Raw genomic sequence first — 17,369 nt, forward strand, 5'->3', positions numbered from 1 at the left:
AGTGTACCACTCAATCACTGAAGTGTACCACTCAATCACTGGGCTGTACCACTCAATCACTGGGGTGTACCACTCAATCACTGGAGTGTACCACTCAATCACTGGAGTGTACCACTCAATCACTGGGCTGTACCACTCAATCACTGGGCTGTACCACTTAATCACTCGGCTGTACCACTCAATCACTGGGCTGTACCGCTCAATCACTGAAGTGTACCGCTCCATCACTGAAGTGTACCGCTCCATCACTGAAGTCCAACGGGCAAACACTGGGCTACGACAGGCAATCACTGGGCTGTGGTGCTTAATCACAGGGTTATTGTGGACAATCTTCAGTCTGTACTACAAAATAAGTGTATGCTTGGTAGTCCTTCTTGGTTTTGGGATGGTTTATGGTGTGTTGTGGCTCACTATTTCTGAAAACAGTTGGGCAGGTTTATGTGGTTTTGGAATTTTATTGAAAAATCCATCCCAAACCAGACCAATCCCCATAGAGGCAAACCGACAAGATCCGGTTTCCGACTTGGCGGACAGGCAGTCAACACGGCATTCCCCCTCGGAGGGGCAGGCATGTTGGGTTCCCGAAGGGTCGGGACAGGCTGTACCGACCATAGAGCCTGCCCCGATTTATTATCGGGGAATGCTTAGTTATTGTGCCCCGTTTTTATTTTTCTTTTTCGTCCGTGCGTTGGCGTGAAAGCTCTTTGCAACCGCAGGAACGAGGATTGCAATGTGCTTGAACTGAGCGTTGGCTATGGTTCATTTACAAATATTTCATTGTAATCTTCACGACTCAATACTGTATCATATCCACCAACAGCTTGTCCTTTGTGTCGGTTTATACCTATGTATTCTAAACTTGCGTCTTCGTAGCGTTTGAACTTATAAACTGCATCATTCATCAAGGCAGAATTGAACACTCCAAGGCTCACAAGCAATTCAAAGTCTTTCACGTTCAAGCCTGTTACTTTCTTGAAAAGCCCTGGTTCTAATTGAGTGATAACATCTTTCAAAGTATGTTCTCTGTAGTCAGTCAAGTACATAAACACTGGAATACGAGTAGCAAACTTGATGAGCTTTTCTTGAATCTGTTTTCTCAGGCTTTTGTATTCTTTTTCTTCGTCTGTAAGTTCTTTCTTCTCCTTTTTTGTCATTTCCTCATCGTTCTTCTCTTTCTTGGCTTTCTTGACCGCCTCGGATTTGTTGATGATGGTTTCAATGTCTTGATTCAAGGATCTAAACCCTTCAATACTCATTAATGCAGCTAATGCATCTGGATTGTTCTTGATTCTTTCTAGTGTTCCATTGTCCACATTTACAAGCAAGGCAGATTCCCACCTACGTGCAAGTAATGTTGCTGTTGTACCGCTCATGGCAATGTCTAGCACTCCAGCTGCATCTACCTGTTTCATTGAACTTCCATCATAGGCTAGAACAGGTAGGAAATGAATAAACTCCGCAACGTTTTTCTCTGGGTTTGATTCATTTACATTTAAACGACAAGCATAATCGGCTACTTGACTTAATGCACGATTTGGGGCAAAGTCAAATACATAGCATTCTTTTTTAATGATTTCGGTTTTGTTGGGCGATTCACCATCCGGGTTTTTGATTGCCCACGGTGACTGCACTCTAAATGCTGCTTGAAAATAGGTTTCAGGGCTAGATGAATTACGCAACATGAATATTCCTGTCCAAGGTTTTACGGTTACACCTGTTGTCAATTTACCGCAGGAAAGGGTGATGGTTTTCGTTTTTAACGGATTGTCCATTGCATTTAGAACAGGGGGTAAGGCCTCAACTCCAATCCCTGCTTGAGTTCCTGCTGCAACAACAACTTCATAATCATGGTAGAATTTGTTGTTTGGTCTTGACATCAGGTTTTTCATTGCATGGCAGGACGCAACACTTGGCAAGAACCAAAACGTATGATTCAGAATGCTCAATAATCTTGAATCTGAAAAAGGCATAGGTGGTTTCTTAGCACCCATTTTTAAATCATCAATCGTAGTTTCAGAAAAACCACCACGAATTAGGTCAAGCCATTTCTGAACGTAGCTTTCCATTCTAAATCGTGCACCTTCACCAATTCCTGTAGCTTCAAAGAATACATTTAAATCAAATTCGTTGAACTCACCGCCTATAGCTACTTCCTTAATAGAATCTGGCATTTGATAGGTGAGCATAACCATTCTTGGTAAGCTTTCATAGGGATTGTTAGGTCCTTTCCATTCTTCTTTGGCTCGCTGTTCGTCTGAGTAGGTCCAGTTGAAAATTTGTTCTTCTATAAACTCACCCGAAGTGATGGCTCTAAATGGTGTGCCTGACAAATACAAAAAGCCATTGGTGGTAATCGGAATCATGTCTTCATCGAAGTAGTCAATGCCTTCACCTTCTCCAAATTTGGCTTCTTTGGCATCTTCTGACTCAAATAAATCTTTGGCATTTTCTCGCCATGCACCATAGTGATACTCATCAAAAACCACACAATCCCAATTGGTTGCGTGCACCCATTCGTTTTTAGTTTTAATACCGCCTGTAGAAGTGTTCTTTCCCAAATAATCCTGAAACGAACCGAAACAGACAAAAGGTTTGCTTGGGTCAATATCTTCAAAAGACAGACCATTTCTGCTCACAAATTGCCAACCCTCAAAATCTACATGGGTGAGTAAGTCTTCCTGCCAGGCACTTTGTACAGCAGGTTTAAAGGTGAGTACCAATATTTTGTTCCAACCTTGTTTTTTGGCGAGCTGATAGGTCGCAAAGGTTTTACCAAAGCGCATTTTGGCGTTCCAAAGGAAATGGGGTGTTTTGTCTGGGTTTTCGTCTTTGTAGCTTTCAAAGTAGCGAGCTGTTTTATTGACAGCTTCCTCCTGCTCTGGCCGCATGGCAAAGTCTTTGTCACGGCTTAGCTCATAGCTTTTGCCATCTCGCACGGCCTTGATAGCACTTTCTACTTCTCTTTTGGTGCAGACAAACCACTCGCCATCGGGGTTTTTGATGCCTTTTTTACGTAGGTATTCGTGTACTTCATAATCTCGAAAGCTAGAACCATCCTTGCGCATGGCAGATTGTTCTACCACAATTTTGAAAACCGACCTTACCGCACCGATTTGCTCTTTGATGCGTTGCTGTGCCGTTCTATTGGTATCACCCACTTTTAATTGCCCTTTGCGACTAGCATCATTGGGCAACTCATAGGCATAAATGGTTGGCGTTGCCTCTGATTTTTTTGGGAAGAATTCTTGCTTACTCATATTCTACAATTCCATTGGTCTTACCATAGAGTCGATAAACTCGATTTCTTCCTCCGTTAAACCGTATTTCACATAAAGCTTTTCATCCGTCCATTCTTCATCAAAATTTTGGATTGGAACTTCTGAATAAACACCGCGCATAGCATCCTGAGTGTTTTTTCTCAGAAGGATACAGAACCTAAAGAACTTGGTCGTAATGTAATTTTGGACGTTGATACACCTTTTTTCATTAGCAAAAGGACCAATCATCAAATATGTCTGAGTGCAACAACTCTTTATTTTACCAATGAATGGTTTAGCTAAAAACCTATATGGATAGACCCCACGCTCACCATATGACTTAGAAATGTATACTTTATGTTCATCTATCCATTGAGGATTTTTCAAAACCTGTTCTCTCCTGATATGCTTAATGCCATTTACTGTATGTAACTCAATTGAGTCTTTGAATGGCTCATTTTTAAATGCCTTAAAAGAAGATACAAAGCCAAATGGTGTTTGCGCACTAACTAACTTTGAAAAAGACTTCTCTTTATGAGATTTGATTTTTCTTAGGATTGATATAGCTGGGTTAAAACGGATAAAAACGTTGTTTCCCTGTTCTAGTAAGGGTCTTGTCATCTCAGAAGTCACTTTATCACCTTGAAATGTCCTGACAAGACAGTCTCCTTTTTTGTCGCGATTCCAAAGGAAATAACATACCCCTCCTGAAATATCAACACCTGGGAAACAATCTGTTGCATTAGGATAATCTGTTATTTGGCGAATACTAGTATCGTTTAACATTTCATCGCGAAAGTCATCCAAACCTCTACCACCTGCATACCATCTTGCTGGAATAATCATTGTCAAGTACCTAGGATTTAGTTTTTTGGCTTGTTCAATAAATTTATGATAAAGTGGAATAGCATAGTTTTTCTTTTCTACACCAATATTTAACTGATAAGGCGGATTGCCAATTATTACATCAAACTTCATATTGAAAATATTTTGAGGCTTATCGGTATGGATAAACTGATAAGCGTAGGTTTCTAAATCATCTGTTCTGCTATACACTTCTTCGCTTGCACCGCAATAGGTGCATTTGCCGTTTTGCCATGTGTGTTGTATGCGGTCATACTTAATATTGCCTTCTTCGGTTTCAAAACTGGTGCAAACCGAGTATTCACCATTGGCTTTTTTGGTGCAATAGGTGCTTCGTCTTGCCAATAAGGAAGTCAGTTCGGTAATCGCAATGCCGTACAACTGCTTGCTAAAAATATGGTCAATGCGTTCCTGCTGGTCAGGAATTTGGTCTTTTAGTCCGTCATTCAGTCGCTTGGCAATTTCACGGAGGAACACACCACTTTTAGTTACGGGGTCAAGAAAAGTAGTTTCCTTGCTTTGGAACAACTCCTGCGGCAGCATATCCAAAATTTCGTTTACTAATTTAGGTGGTGTAAATACCTCGTCATTGCTCAAATTGGCAAGGCATGAGAGTACATCTGGGTTATAGTTAATCTGTAGCATAGTCCGCTAATTTTAAAAAGTGCATTACAGGATAATCTTTTACAGGTTCATCAATAGCCGCAGGATTGCCTTCATCACTGAATAATGCCATCTGATGGGATTGTTCTACCAAAAACTTAAACATATAATCTCTTCGTTTTATCATGCTCCCATTTACCGCAGACCATTCAGAAAAGACAATCGGTTTTTTCGTAACGGGATTGGTAAAGTCTAAGGCATCGCCCCAAAGGATGTTTCTTTTCAATAGGAACTTCACAGAGGCTCGGCATTCTTCCTTACATTCTGTTTTGTAAAGTTTGGTGTATTGGTCATCAAATATTTTAAATAGTCGTTCTCGACATTCTTGGGCATTATCTTCCAATATATCCACGCCATAAATGCTAGAAATAGCAATCACAGCATAACGCTCATATTCCAGTTGGCTCTTTTTGTATTTCGCTTCAACTACAGCAAGCTTTCTTCTGAGAACTTCAGCCAAGAAATTCCCATTTCCGCAGGCGGGTTCCAGAAAGCGAGAATCTATTCGCTCTGTTTCCTGCTTCACCAAGTCAAGCATGGCATTCACTTCCCTCTCAGAAGTAAATACTTCACCATGGTCGGTTACTCTTTTCTTTGATTTTACTTGGCTCATTTCTTTTTTTTCTTCTCAATAATTTCTGTTTCAAATTTCATCTTTTCTGTCAGCGTAGGCAAAAAAGCAATGTGTGCGATAGCACTCTTTGCTTTGTGCGTTGGCTTTTTCGCATGACACACAACGGTATAGTATATGAAAAGTGCGAATATATTAAGCCGATGTTTCGTAAGGGAACAAATAAACTAAAGTTGCACTTTGTATGGAATAAGGTATTAAAAGCATTTTTTATATACATTGTTGTATGCAGTTATTATTTAACGTATGAGTAATAAGTCGGATGAAATAGATTTCATTAATAAACTAAACTCTATTGAGTCAAATTTGCCTTTGCTAAAAAAGCAAATACACTTCCTTAAATCAAATACTACACACAAGAACAACGAAACCATAGAAGCCTTAATATCGACTTGTGAGTTTATTCCGAGAGTTTTACGTGAGCTTTTAAATGGGGAAGGTATTTCTTTATAGACTTACCTGTTTCTTTAAATTTATCCTTATCCTTTTTGGGTATAAACATCATATATAAATCAGATATTTCTTTTATAGTGTTTTTCTTATCAGTAATAATGTATTCCATATTTTAAATTTTTAGTTATGAGTAATAAGTCAGATTCCTTAAATGTTAAACACAAACAGTTCGATTGGCGCAAATTCTTTTTCGGACTAATCTGTGGATTGGTTCTTGGTAATATTTTAAAGTATTTATTTGCTTAATTATTATGTTTTTGAAAATATCAAATCTAGGATATATGGCACTAGCCCGACTAAAACACCTACTATAAAATCTTTTGACTGTATCATATAGCCTTTAATGCCCCATTTTAATCTAAAATATTGAAGTTTATTTATGTCCAAATAAACATTTAACAATCCTTTTTTAGTTGATTTTTGAATATAATATTTACATTCGTTTGGTATTCTTTCTTTAGCCTTATGGGTTTTATATATTTTATCAATAATTGACAATTCAGAATTATATTCTCTTGGATAAATCCCAACATCAAATCCATTATTAAATTCAACTATTTCATTTCTTTCTATAACTAAAGTGCAATCTAAAAAATCGTTAGATTTATGTTTTGCATTTCCATTATATGTAAAACCTTTAACTTTCATTCTTATCCATCTCTATTGTTTTAATTGCATACAACGGCTCGTATAACCGTCAGTTACGGGTTAAAGTACGCAAGTTTTTCGGTTAAGCACTGACGTTAGCAATTCCGAGTGGATTCGGACGTAGTCGAATCCGCCGTAATTGCGGTTATACATTGTTAGGCACAGTATTTTAATTTTTTTCATCAGTTCCTTTACGTCCAAATAGACTTCCAAAAATTGGTGGTTTATCATTATGCGATTGTTTTTCTAAAGTCGAACTCGGATTAAATCCAGCTGTGTCTATCATAGTTCGAACTAACTTCTCCATTATTTCATTTTTTTCATCGCTTTCGGGTAAGTTTTCAATTTCTCTTTTGTAACCATCATAGGATTTTGCTAAACTTTCTTTGTATGCATATTCCTGTTCAAGTCTTCTATTCTGACTTTGTTGTTTACTTGCAAATAAGGCTAACCAAATTGTAGGAATGAAAAATGGTGCTCTTGATAAAATATTCATAAACGCATTTCCAATATCAGTACTGTCAGTTACTGTCTTAATTGCGTAGTAAACCATTCCAATCATAGTTAAGGTGAAAACTGCTGACCAGATAATATTAGGCCATTTATAACTGCTCTTTTGGTCGTGATATGATTTAGCAAGTCCCGCTGAAGTTGCTCCAGGAAGAAGTCCCTCAATTTTGGTTGTCAATGTTTCGTATTTTCCTTCCCATTCTCCGTGTAATTCTTCGTGTTGGGTTTTTAAATCGTTTAGTTTAAATTTTAGAGATTCTTTGTCCTCTGGTGTTTTTCCGAAAACCTTTGTTTCAAATCCGCTAACTTTTTCCTCTATTTCTGATATTTCTGAATTATACTCATTGATTTTTTCAAAAGTTTCATTCAGTTTTTCCGCTTTACTTAAAACAGCAGAACTTGGTTTTTTTACGAAATCATTGTAAAGTTCTGTGATGTCGTTTAATTCGCTTTTTAAAGTCGAAATTTCTTCTTTGGCTGTTCCGATGAAGTTTTCAAATTTTTCTTCGAAAGTTTCAATTTTCTCCTCTTCTGGTTTTTGTTCTTCCATATGGTTGGTTCTATATTGTGCCTAACGGTCTCGTGTATGAGTAGTAGCGGATTTCCACTCTCTAACTTTTCAGTTTAGCACTGACCTTTGTTTTATGTTTATACTTTCATTTTAGCACTATTTCCGGTATTACTTATACACAATGTTGTACGCTGGCTTTCTTTCATTTCAGTTCGTTAGCGTTGGCGTGAAAGCTCTTTGCAACCGCAGGAACGAGGATTGCAATGTGCTTGAACATTGCGTTGGCTTTAAACAGAAAAGTCGAATTTATAAACTCCTTCTCCGATTAAAGAAACTTCAATATCGGTTCTACCATATCTTTCCAAATGGTGTTTTCTAACTGGTTGACCTAATGGTACACCAATTCGGTTTCTAATATATTCTCCCAATTCAGCTTTAATTGGGAAAGAACTAATTTGTTTTGGATAAATTACACCTTCCACTGGTTGTGAACCTTCTAGTAATCCTTCCATTGTCAGACCATCATCCCAGATTATTTCAATTGAATCATTATGCCTTTGCATTCTGCCTCTTCCGTCAATTTCTAATGGATTCAGTTGTTTCGGTGGAAATAGATTTGGGAAATCTCTAATATGGCTCGTTCTGATAGGTATATAGGCATCATTAGGAGTTGTGTGATTATTAGGATTTTGCCCCCAATTTAATCCTGCTGCATTTTGAACTTCTCCGTTTCTACCTAATAAAGTCATCAAACAGTTGTCTGTTTGTTCTGTTTCTTCAATGACCCGTTCCATTCCTACTTCTAAACAAGAAATAGAATTGTTGAGAATATGAGAAATGTAATCATTTAGAGGTCTGAATGTGTCAAAAGTTGTTTCTGCTAAAACCTCCCTAAATGGTGTTGTCAGACCATTGACAGAAAAGTTTGCAGAGCCAATTAAAGCGTGGATAATGTCGCCTCTTCTTCTCCAAACATAACATTTAGAGTGAACAGGTAAATTTGAATAGAATATGTTCAAATTGTCTACTTCTCCTTGAATGTTTAAAAGAGAACTGTGAAGACTAGGTTTTATTCCTTCTGAACCATACATTCCATAAATTACTGTTGAATTGAAAGGTAACTCTTCAAGGCGAGCAACTGGTCTTGGACCTAAATAACCTGATAACACAATTAACTCGTCCGTTTCGTGCAACTGGTGTCTGTGAAATATTAGTTCTTCTAAATCTTGAGTGTATAGCATATGTATTAGCTGATATATTCTTCTTGTTGTTTAAATATTCCTGTATTTATTTCTGCGTTTACATTTCCATTAAGAAGTTCACTGACTGTTTCAGCAATAATTTTAGAAAAAGCAGGAGGAACAGCATTTCCTATCATTTTATATTGGTCTCCTCTTGAACCTAAAAATTCAAAATCATCATCAAAAGTTTGGAGTCTAGCTGCTTCACGAACTGTTATTGAACGTGCCTGACTTGGGTCAGGGTGAATATGACGTAAACCATCTTTGTATAAATGAGCAGGAATAGTGTTACTTGGTTTGTCTTCTCTAATTACGTGGTATTTGTGAAAGTTAGAATCTTTACCAGTTTTCTGTTTATATAACTCTATCAGTGCCTTGCTCGAAGTGTACATTTCCCTTCCACTTTTAATATCTTCAGCAAGTAACTTGAAAATCTCAATGTCTCTCTCACTGTGCATTCTCGGTTCGTGGTTCTTTGGAAGTGGAACGCCATTAAGTTTTACCGTATGTGAATGGTTTGGGTTCTTAGAGTCAGGAAATATTTTAGGTAAATACTCAAATGCAGTTTTTGAATTTAAGGGTTCAGCACTGGCTTTTGATTTCATCATTGAGTAGAAAGAATTGATTTTACTTTTACTTTCTTTGTTTTTTGGAACACCAAAAATGATTACCCTTTTCCTTTTTTGAGGAACATTGTAAAATGAAGTATCAAAAAGTGCATTGCCTCTCAAATTATCTGTGATTTCGTACCCAATTTCGTTGAATGCCTTTCTTATTCTTTTTACAATTGAAATTCCACCTGGTTTTGCTGATAGTATTCCTTCAACATTTTCAAAAACAAACGCTTTTGGTTGATAGTGATTAACAAGTTTCACGTAGCTCTCAAATAGGAAATTACGATAATCGTCTTGCATTCCGTTTTCATCTCTAACTCTTCCTGCAATAGAGTATGCTTGACAAGGTGGACCACCAACTATTAAATCAACTTGATTTGTTCCAATTAATTCGTCAAGACCAACACTCGAACCGTAAACAGAATCATTAAACCCGTTTATTAATTCTTCTGTACGTTGAATATCAAAATGAAGAATGTTGTTTTTGTTCAAATCATATTTCCATTTATTTTCAAGTCGATTTTTGAGAGTTGCAACAGTTGGAAATTCCCAATCAACTGCTGCCAAAGTATTATACTTTCCAGTTTGCAGAAATCCATCTGTTAAACCACCACAACCTGCAAATAAGTCAATTACATTAATCTTCATTTTGTAAATAGTTTAAAAGTTGTTTACCTAAAATTTCTCCAAGCATTGGTGGTACAGCATTACCTACTTGACGGTATTGTTCTGTTTTATTTCCAAGAAAAACAAAACTGTCTGGAAATGATTGTAACCTTGCGTTTTCTCTAACACTTGGAACTCTATTCCACTTGTAATGGAAGTGGTTTCTGTGTCCAGTGTCTATTGTTTTTGAAGGCTTTTCACTGTGGTAACGTGTCCAAGCTTCATTGAATTTTCGGGAATCCCCAACTCCTGGTGGCAAATCTTTATGATTCCCACCTTCAGGTACTTGAGAAATAACATTGATTACGTGTTCTGTATGTTGAGTGCCCAAATGATTAAAAAGGACTTTGTTACCATTCCTCATTGTCTTTTGGTAATCACTAAAAGGTTTTTTGTCATAGTTTAATTTTTCCTCTCCCAAGTCGGATACTAAATCAGGTAAATCACCAATAGCATCTTTACAGCCAACATATTTGTCAGGTGTATGGGTTGGTTCGGGGAATTCAAACATTCCTAAATCTTTTCTCAATGCAACAAAAAACACTCTTTTTCTAATTTGAGGAACTCCATAGTCTGGAGCGTAAAGTAATTTAGGATTACAGTTGTAGCCCATTTTGTCGCATAGCTCTATAATCTCTTTTTTGGCTTTACCACCATAAAGAGTTAACAAACCGGGTACGTTTTCAATAATTATTGCTTTAGGGTTGGTTTTTTCTGCTAAACGGAAAACCGCATAGAATAATGAATTTCTTTCGTCATTTTCTTTCCTAGAACCTGTTAGGGAAAAGCCTTGACAAGGTGGGCCAGCAATAATTACATCAATTTCTTTTCCATTTGATTCTTTGATTATTGTGTCTATTGCCGACTCTTTATGTAAGTCTAGTAATAATGCTTTTGAATTGTCGTGATTCTTCTCAAATGTCTTTAATGCAATTTCTGTGTTATCAACACCTAAAATAACTTGAAATCCTGCTTGTTGGAATCCATAAGAAAATCCTCCGCATCCTGAAAACAAATCTATTGCTGTTAATTTTTTACTCATTTTCAAAGTTGAATGTTCCTTGTTTGGAATTAGTATTTCTTAAATAATTGGCTGTATCTTCTGCTACTGTAAAAATGGATTCTGAACATTTATACTTAAAAGCTTCTCTAGCAAACTTGTCTGCAAAAAATAAATCCGTAACGGTCTGTATGTCGGTTTTAAATAATTCTGCCAATTTTTTCAGTTTTGATTTGCTGAATTTTTGACTTCCGTTTTCAATTCGACTAATGGCACTTGTATTAATTCCGATTTTCGCACCGAATTCAGTTTGTGTCCATTCTCGCCTTTCTCTTTCCGTTTTTATGTAATGTCCGAAACTTGCCATTTTTACAATTTAATCAAATTATGATTTGACCTATTTTTAGCAAATGTAAAAATAATTTTCTGTTTTTGCATCAAGTCCGATTGATTTTTTTTCTGGGTGGTGGTGGGGAAGGGCAAGCTCTTTTGGTTTTTTAGCGTTGGCTTTGTGTGTCGGAAAAACCAAATGTGCTTGACCGTGTGGTGGCTTTTTTCAGCTTGCGTACAACGTGATTGTATATGGTTTGTTGCGTGGTTTAAACACCTAATTTAGCAAATAAAAACCGAATAGAAAATCCGAGAGGATTTTCGTAAGTAGGCTAGAACTAGCAATAAATTATATACGGTGTTGGCATTTCGTTGTTTTTTATTCCGACTTGTTCTTATTCGACTTAATTTTCTTTTTTTTTTTCTGCGTTTGAGTGAATTCGGTCAGTGTTTTATTCCGCAAACTTTTTCAATTCCGATTGAGTGAGCAATTCCGAAACTTGCTAAATTCCGCATTTAATTTGAGTTTTGCTTTTCAATTTAGTTTTCGATTCCGCAAACGAGCTAAAAGTCAAAAGTTCTGATTTAATTCACTCTTTTTTATATTTCTTATGTTCTATTTTCTTTTTTTCTAAAATCGCATAAAATTTTCGTGGCGAGATTTTCAGGTCTTTTGTTATTTCGCTCACTTTTTTCTTTCCTTTTTTATACAGCTTTAAATTCTCGTTTACTTTTTTATTAAAGTAATGTTTTTCCAGTTTCTCAACGATTTGTAATTCAGTCAGATTTGAGTCATTCGCATATTTTTCAATTTCCGATTTAATGTCTTTTAAATTACTCATAATTGTCATTTTTAACGGTTCTGCTCAATGAATGCCAACGGTTCGGCTATGCGCAGTGCGGGATTGAAAAGCCGAAACTTTTAATCTGGCACAAACGGTAGCCAATGCTGCGTTTTGTGTTTTTATATTTATTCAACAAAAACGTCAAAGCGGAGCATTGGCGGGCTAAAAGCACCAACCTTTCGTTTATTCCTTTAACCCGCATTGCGTATAGGTTTTGTTGTGCAACGTATTTATTTTTCAGGATATTTTTCATATGCTAATCTTTCAATTTCAGATTCAGGTAATCCTTTTGCTCTCAGTTCTCCGAAATAGGTAGCTCTTAATCCTGCTAAATCATCAAACGGATTATTAATCAAAATTGACTTATGCTTTCTTCTTTCCCTTTCTTCCCAATCCTTATTTAAACGACCAAGTAACTCTTCTTGCTTAGCAAACATTATTCTTCGAGAGTCCTTGTCTTCAATTCTATTTTTTAATTCGTAGTCACAAGCCATAGAAAAAGTCACACCTGAAAAAATCCAATACATTAAGTCATTTATGTCGGAAGTGATTTTTCGTTCATACTCAGTTCCCCTTTCTGATATTACAAAATGATAAAGCCCTGAATTGTCAACTTCAACATTTGGTGTTGCATCTCCAATCGGAGTACTAAAAGTCGGCAATAAGTTTGTCGGTGCATTAATTTTGCTTGCTAGTTCCTTGGCTAAATTTTGTATTTCAGTTAGTGTTTTCATTTTATGTTGCACAACGGTCTCGGCTATGAGTAGTGCGGGATTTCGGAGCCGAAAACTTTCGGTTTGGTACGGACGGTAGCCAAAGCTACGCTTTGCGTTTTACCTTTGTTTTTTTTGAAAACGTCAAAGCGTAGCTTTGGCGGAATGGAGGCCCGAAACTTCGATTTAGCATTTAACCCCGCATTACTTATAGCCATTGTTAGCGGCTGGCATTTTTCAATTTCCACAATCCACCGTTTTTTATGGCCAATTTATCTAATTTCCCTTTTTTTGTTAGTTCATTTAAAAGATGTTCGCTTTCTTTTCTTGGTGTTCCCGATAGTTCCGAATATTCTCTTGCTGTTAAGCTTGGGTATTTGGTAAAAAGTGTTTCCCAACTTTTATTGTACTCCATTTTGGAAGTTTCAGGGTTAATTTTCAAAATGGCCATTTCGTAAAACGCATAAGGTTTTGAGCCATAGACAATTTCTTTGTTGCCCAAACTATCAGTAAAAAACATTGTTGGAAATCCTCTTACTCCTAATTCTCTCGCTAATTTCAAATCTTCTTCAAATAATGTTTTTGCTTTCCCTTCATAATCGGTTTTTAGCTGCTCGATATTCAGCCCTACATTTTTGCCCGCAGTTGCGATATGTTGCCATTTGGCAATATTCTTTTTTTGTAAAAAGACCATTTCACGCATTTCCCTTAAAAACAGAATTGCCTTTTCATTGTCTTGAATTTGAGCTGCTTTAAAAGCGATAGATGGCGGATAGGAAGAATCCAAAGGGTCTTCCAACCACACATCTCCGTCAATGGGCATATCATAATGAACGCTTACTTCGTCCCAATGATGAGCGACATCTGAGGGTTTACTTATGCCACCACTATTGTAACTCCAATCAGGTAAAAGTCCGCCCATTCTGTATTCAATTTCTATTGTTTTTCCGTATTCCAATTTTAACTTCCTTAATTGAGGTTCTATGCCCCAACAAGAGGAACAGATTGGGTCGGTAAAATAAATTACTTTCAACTGCTTTTCGATTGTTTGAATACTTTTTGTACTTGTTTGATTTTCTAAATTTTCAGGAAATTCACACATTCCGGTTTGTGGGTCACACAAAAGAGGGTTTGTTTTATTTGTCTCGTTTTTCATTTCATTATTTTTTATTTGCTCTTGACAAGCATTGTGGCTCATCAAAATGATAAATGTTAAGATTAAATGTTGTTTGAGTAATGACACTTTGACTATTTGTAGTTGAAGTACAAAATTACAATAAACTTATTGTATTTTTGCTATGGATTTCCCTTTAGAAACTACTTTCCGAATGGGAAGTATGTAGGATTTTGTCGTTTGATAAAAAATAAAGTCAATGAAAAAAAAAGCGATCATCAACAATACGGCTGTTTGTCAAATTAGAATGCGAGCAATAAGCGATTCTATGAGTATTTTATCGGGCAAGTGGAAGTTCCATATTTTGGGAACACTCATTGAAGGTAGTAAGTTGGGGTTTATGGATTTGCTACGCGAAGTAGATGGGATTGGTTCAAAAATGTTGTCGAAAGAATTGCAAGATTTGGAAATGAACCGTTTGGTAAGTCGCACTGTTATGAATACCAAGCCTATAACCGTAGAATATTCAATTACCGAATATGGAAAAACACTTTCGCCTGTAATTGATGCTTTGGCAAATTGGGGTATATCATACAGGGATTCTGTTTACGAGAAGTGATTTGCGGGTTGGTTTTGCTTGCCGCTAACTCGTTATATCATCTCAAATATAATTATATAACGGTTATAATTTCCGGATAACAACACTTTTTTGTGCTTTTATCCTTTGCTTTCCGTTTCAAACCTACCAATTTTTTAGCAGCTTTACAATACGTGATGTTACGTATATGTTGTGGCTCCTGCCCTAGTTGTTTGTAGGCTTGTTTTTTTGTAAAGAAAGGTATAATTATGGGGAAAACCTTACGGGTTACCGTAAAGGGGGTGGTTTTTTTTGGAAGACACTTCGATACTTTGATGTTTCGACACTTCGTTAAACTCAGTGCAGGCTTGCTCAACACAGGCTTGCTCAGTGTGAAAATAGACAGGTTTGTGGGATTAGCTACGCTGAACCTTACGGTTTCTTCGCTTCGCTCAGAATGACAGGCTTGCTAAGTGTGGCAGTGATGGATATAACAAACCACGGACACAAGGTATCCGTGGTTTTGTTTGGGCCTGTTATGGCCTTTGTTTGCAGATTGCTATTAGCGAATACGCGTAAACGTTAAGCTACCTAACTGGCTGTATTGTGGGCTGTTTGCGCCAAAGATGGCTTTTACGGCTTGTTTTACAGATAGAAAGGTGTCTACATAGCCTGTTACGGGCTGGTTGAAGAACTTGTTGCGTTCTATGCGCGAGGTACTCCATATGGCCTGGGTTTTGCTTACGGTTTTGTTGCTATCTTGCATGGCGCTGCGTTTTGCCTGCAGGGCTGTAAGCTGTAACTCTGGGAGGTTTGGTTGGTACTCTGTGCAGGGGGTTAAGACGTTTATGAGGTCTGTAAAGTGCTGAATTTGCTCTGTAAACGAGGTTTGACTGGCACTGATATGGTTTGTAGTGCTGTCTGGGTCTATCTTGATGATACGTGTTCCCCTGATTTTACGCACATAGTGCCTGGCTTTGTCTATGGTTGCCTGTGGTGCTCCTGAGGCTTCTAGCTCGTTTAGGATACGCGTAGCCAGTGGTTTTAGGTCTCCATACACCTCTTGTCTGGCTTGGACTTCCTGTTTGTTTTCTTGCATTTTTAAACGGCTATTGTCCAGCAGGTCCTGCCCTGTTGTGTTTAGGGTTTCCAGACTTGCTATTGCCAGTTCTGGATTGCTGGGGTTGTAGTCTGGACCATAGGTTAGCAGGTACTCTACTGCTTGTATGCCATAGGTGATGTTAAGTGCCATGCCTGTTTCGTAATAGTTGGCGTTTCTGGCACGCTTAAGCTGTTGCTTAGGCTGGGTTGGTTTTGGGAGTTGGATGTTGTGCTTTTCCAACATTTTTGGCATTTGTGCCACATTGTTAATTAGTTCTTCCGCAGCTTGCGATTTGGAACTGTTAATGGTTTTTGTTTTCATAACTTTAGTTGTTTTAAGTTATTAGACTTGAGTTTGGCCATTGTTCGGTTTTTTAGACAGGTGCCCTGCCATGGCCATGCAGGGGGAGCCTGTTTTTTAGTTGTTAGATTTTAGTTGTTAGTTTTTAGTTGTTAGTTTTTAGTTGTTAGTTTTTAGTTGTTGGTTGTTGGTTGTTAGTTTTTGGTTTTTGGTTGTTAATTGTTGTTAACTGCTTGTTAGCTAGACGAATATAGAAAATGGTTTTTAAAATTCCAAGAAAAACATCGATAAAGTGTATTATTTGTTCGATGAAGTGTAGTAAAAATGGGGTGACGTTTTTTGTTTTGCTTGGGGTTGGTTTGTGAGATTAGCTACGCTGAAGCTTACGGTTTCTTTGCTACGCTTTGAATGGCAGAGGAAAGGTGTTTGTTCTTTTGTCTTGATACAAAAGAACCCAACCTGCCAAAATGCAAAAAAACATGAGGTGGCAGGCAAGAGATCAAAACTGTTTATTAAGGAAATTACTCCGTTTCACTTCGTAACGTTCGCTTTTTTCTTAAGGTTGTTTTGGAGGGTTTAGAACATGTGGTTCATAACTCCCTTGTTTGAGGATGGTTTATGGTGTGTTGTAGCTCACTATTTCTGAAAACAGTTAGGCAGGTTTATGTGGTTTTGGAATTTTATTGAAACAGGTGTATTTTAAGGAAAGTTTAAATTGAGATTTTAAATTATAAAAACAATAACAAAATTTAAATTTATAAAAGGTGCTTGTTCTTTTGTCTTGATACAAAAGAACCAAAAGATCAAAACTGTTTATTAAGGAAATTACTCCGTTTCACTTCGTAACGTTCGCTTTTTTCTTAAGGTTGTTTTGGAGGGTTTAGAACATGTGGTTCATAACTCCCTTGTTTTGGGATGGTTTATGATGTGCTGTTGCTCACTATTTCTGAAACCAGTTGGGCAAGGTTATTTGGTTTTGGAATTTTTTTACTCATAACACTTTTTTATTTTATTGTATGTTCATTTTTTCCATTGATGAAAAAACGAACCAAAAAAATCTAGGCTGATTTTTATTTTCTTGAAAACGACGTAATATCCTTATAGTGCGGATGGCAAACGCTGCGCTGGGCCATCCTCCTTCACCCATCGCTTCGGATTTTACTTTGTTTTACTACGAAAATAAAAAGTAGGCCAGTTGTTAGTTAAAAAAGGGAATTTAATTATTTTATTAGATTGTGACGACTTATTCAAACCCTCCGTCTAGCCTTCCTGACGTCAGGCTTTTGCCTATGCGCCGGCTCGCCCCTTCGCTAATCCCGATAGCTATCGG

General features: G+C 37.2%; 15 protein-coding genes. 1 reads left to right on the forward strand and 14 read right to left on the reverse strand.

What is annotated here, in order from left to right:
• Positions 1-752 precede the first annotated feature (752 nt).
• The 13 genes from D778_RS13540 to D778_RS13595 form a co-directional block, all read right to left on the reverse strand.
• On the reverse strand, positions 753-3,257 hold the full coding sequence (locus tag D778_RS13540) for a GIY-YIG nuclease family protein (RefSeq protein WP_007651694.1): 2,505 nt from the start codon (positions 3,255-3,257) through the stop codon (positions 753-755).
• 3 nt (positions 3,258-3,260) lie between these two features.
• Positions 3,261-4,766 carry an Eco57I restriction-modification methylase domain-containing protein gene (locus D778_RS13545; protein WP_007651696.1) on the reverse strand — a complete coding sequence of 502 codons (1,506 nt, stop codon included), beginning with the start codon at positions 4,764-4,766 and terminating at the stop codon, positions 3,261-3,263.
• Positions 4,753-5,397 carry a DNA methyltransferase gene (locus D778_RS13550; protein WP_007651697.1) on the reverse strand — a complete coding sequence of 215 codons (645 nt, stop codon included), beginning with the start codon at positions 5,395-5,397 and terminating at the stop codon, positions 4,753-4,755. Before D778_RS13550 ends, D778_RS13545 begins: the two co-directional genes overlap by 14 nt.
• A 418-nt stretch (positions 5,398-5,815) precedes the next feature.
• Positions 5,816-5,977 (reverse strand): hypothetical protein, encoded by a 162-nt coding sequence (locus tag D778_RS14575; RefSeq protein WP_007651700.1) that lies wholly within the window; start codon positions 5,975-5,977, stop codon positions 5,816-5,818.
• A 140-nt stretch (positions 5,978-6,117) separates the two neighbouring features.
• A complete protein-coding gene (locus tag D778_RS13555; RefSeq protein WP_040492646.1) occupies positions 6,118-6,516 on the reverse strand; it encodes a hypothetical protein in 399 nt (132 codons plus the stop codon).
• Between the two features lie 169 nt (positions 6,517-6,685).
• Positions 6,686-7,576, reverse strand: coding sequence for a hypothetical protein (locus D778_RS13560; protein ID WP_007651703.1), 891 nt, complete (start codon positions 7,574-7,576; stop codon positions 6,686-6,688).
• Positions 7,577-7,824: 248 nt separating this feature from the next.
• On the reverse strand, positions 7,825-8,778 hold the full coding sequence (locus tag D778_RS13565; protein WP_007651704.1) for a restriction endonuclease PLD domain-containing protein: 954 nt from the start codon (positions 8,776-8,778) through the stop codon (positions 7,825-7,827).
• A gap of 5 nt (positions 8,779-8,783) precedes the next feature.
• Complete coding sequence (locus D778_RS13570) at positions 8,784-10,040, reverse strand: DNA cytosine methyltransferase (protein ID WP_051052658.1); 1,257 nt, start codon at positions 10,038-10,040, stop codon at positions 8,784-8,786.
• Positions 10,030-11,100, reverse strand: coding sequence for a DNA cytosine methyltransferase (locus tag D778_RS13575; protein ID WP_007651705.1), 1,071 nt, complete (start codon positions 11,098-11,100; stop codon positions 10,030-10,032). Before D778_RS13575 ends, D778_RS13570 begins: the two co-directional genes overlap by 11 nt.
• Positions 11,093-11,425, reverse strand: a complete 333-nt coding sequence (locus tag D778_RS13580) for a helix-turn-helix domain-containing protein (protein WP_040492648.1) — start codon at positions 11,423-11,425, stop codon at positions 11,093-11,095. The genes D778_RS13575 and D778_RS13580 overlap by 8 nt, the downstream gene beginning before the upstream one ends.
• Before the next feature lie 553 nt (positions 11,426-11,978).
• On the reverse strand, positions 11,979-12,230 hold the full coding sequence (locus D778_RS13585) for a hypothetical protein (RefSeq protein ID WP_007651708.1): 252 nt from the start codon (positions 12,228-12,230) through the stop codon (positions 11,979-11,981).
• Between the two features lie 233 nt (positions 12,231-12,463).
• Complete coding sequence (locus D778_RS13590; RefSeq protein ID WP_007651709.1) at positions 12,464-12,967, reverse strand: Imm63 family immunity protein; 504 nt, start codon at positions 12,965-12,967, stop codon at positions 12,464-12,466.
• A gap of 199 nt (positions 12,968-13,166) precedes the next feature.
• A complete protein-coding gene (locus D778_RS13595) occupies positions 13,167-14,102 on the reverse strand; it encodes a ClpXP adapter SpxH family protein (RefSeq protein ID WP_040492663.1) in 936 nt (311 codons plus the stop codon).
• A 217-nt stretch (positions 14,103-14,319) separates the two neighbouring features.
• Between D778_RS13595 and D778_RS13600 the strand changes: the two genes are divergently transcribed.
• On the forward strand, positions 14,320-14,679 hold the full coding sequence (locus D778_RS13600) for a winged helix-turn-helix transcriptional regulator (protein ID WP_040492650.1): 360 nt from the start codon (positions 14,320-14,322) through the stop codon (positions 14,677-14,679).
• 520 nt (positions 14,680-15,199) lie between these two features.
• Here the strand turns inward: D778_RS13600 and D778_RS13605 are convergent.
• Positions 15,200-16,060, reverse strand: coding sequence for a hypothetical protein (locus D778_RS13605; RefSeq protein ID WP_007651712.1), 861 nt, complete (start codon positions 16,058-16,060; stop codon positions 15,200-15,202).
• Between the last annotated feature and the right edge of the window lie 1,309 nt (positions 16,061-17,369).

It is taken from the genome of Xanthomarina gelatinilytica, from assembly GCF_000348685.1.
Lineage (GTDB): Bacteria > Bacteroidota > Bacteroidia > Flavobacteriales > Flavobacteriaceae > Xanthomarina > Xanthomarina gelatinilytica.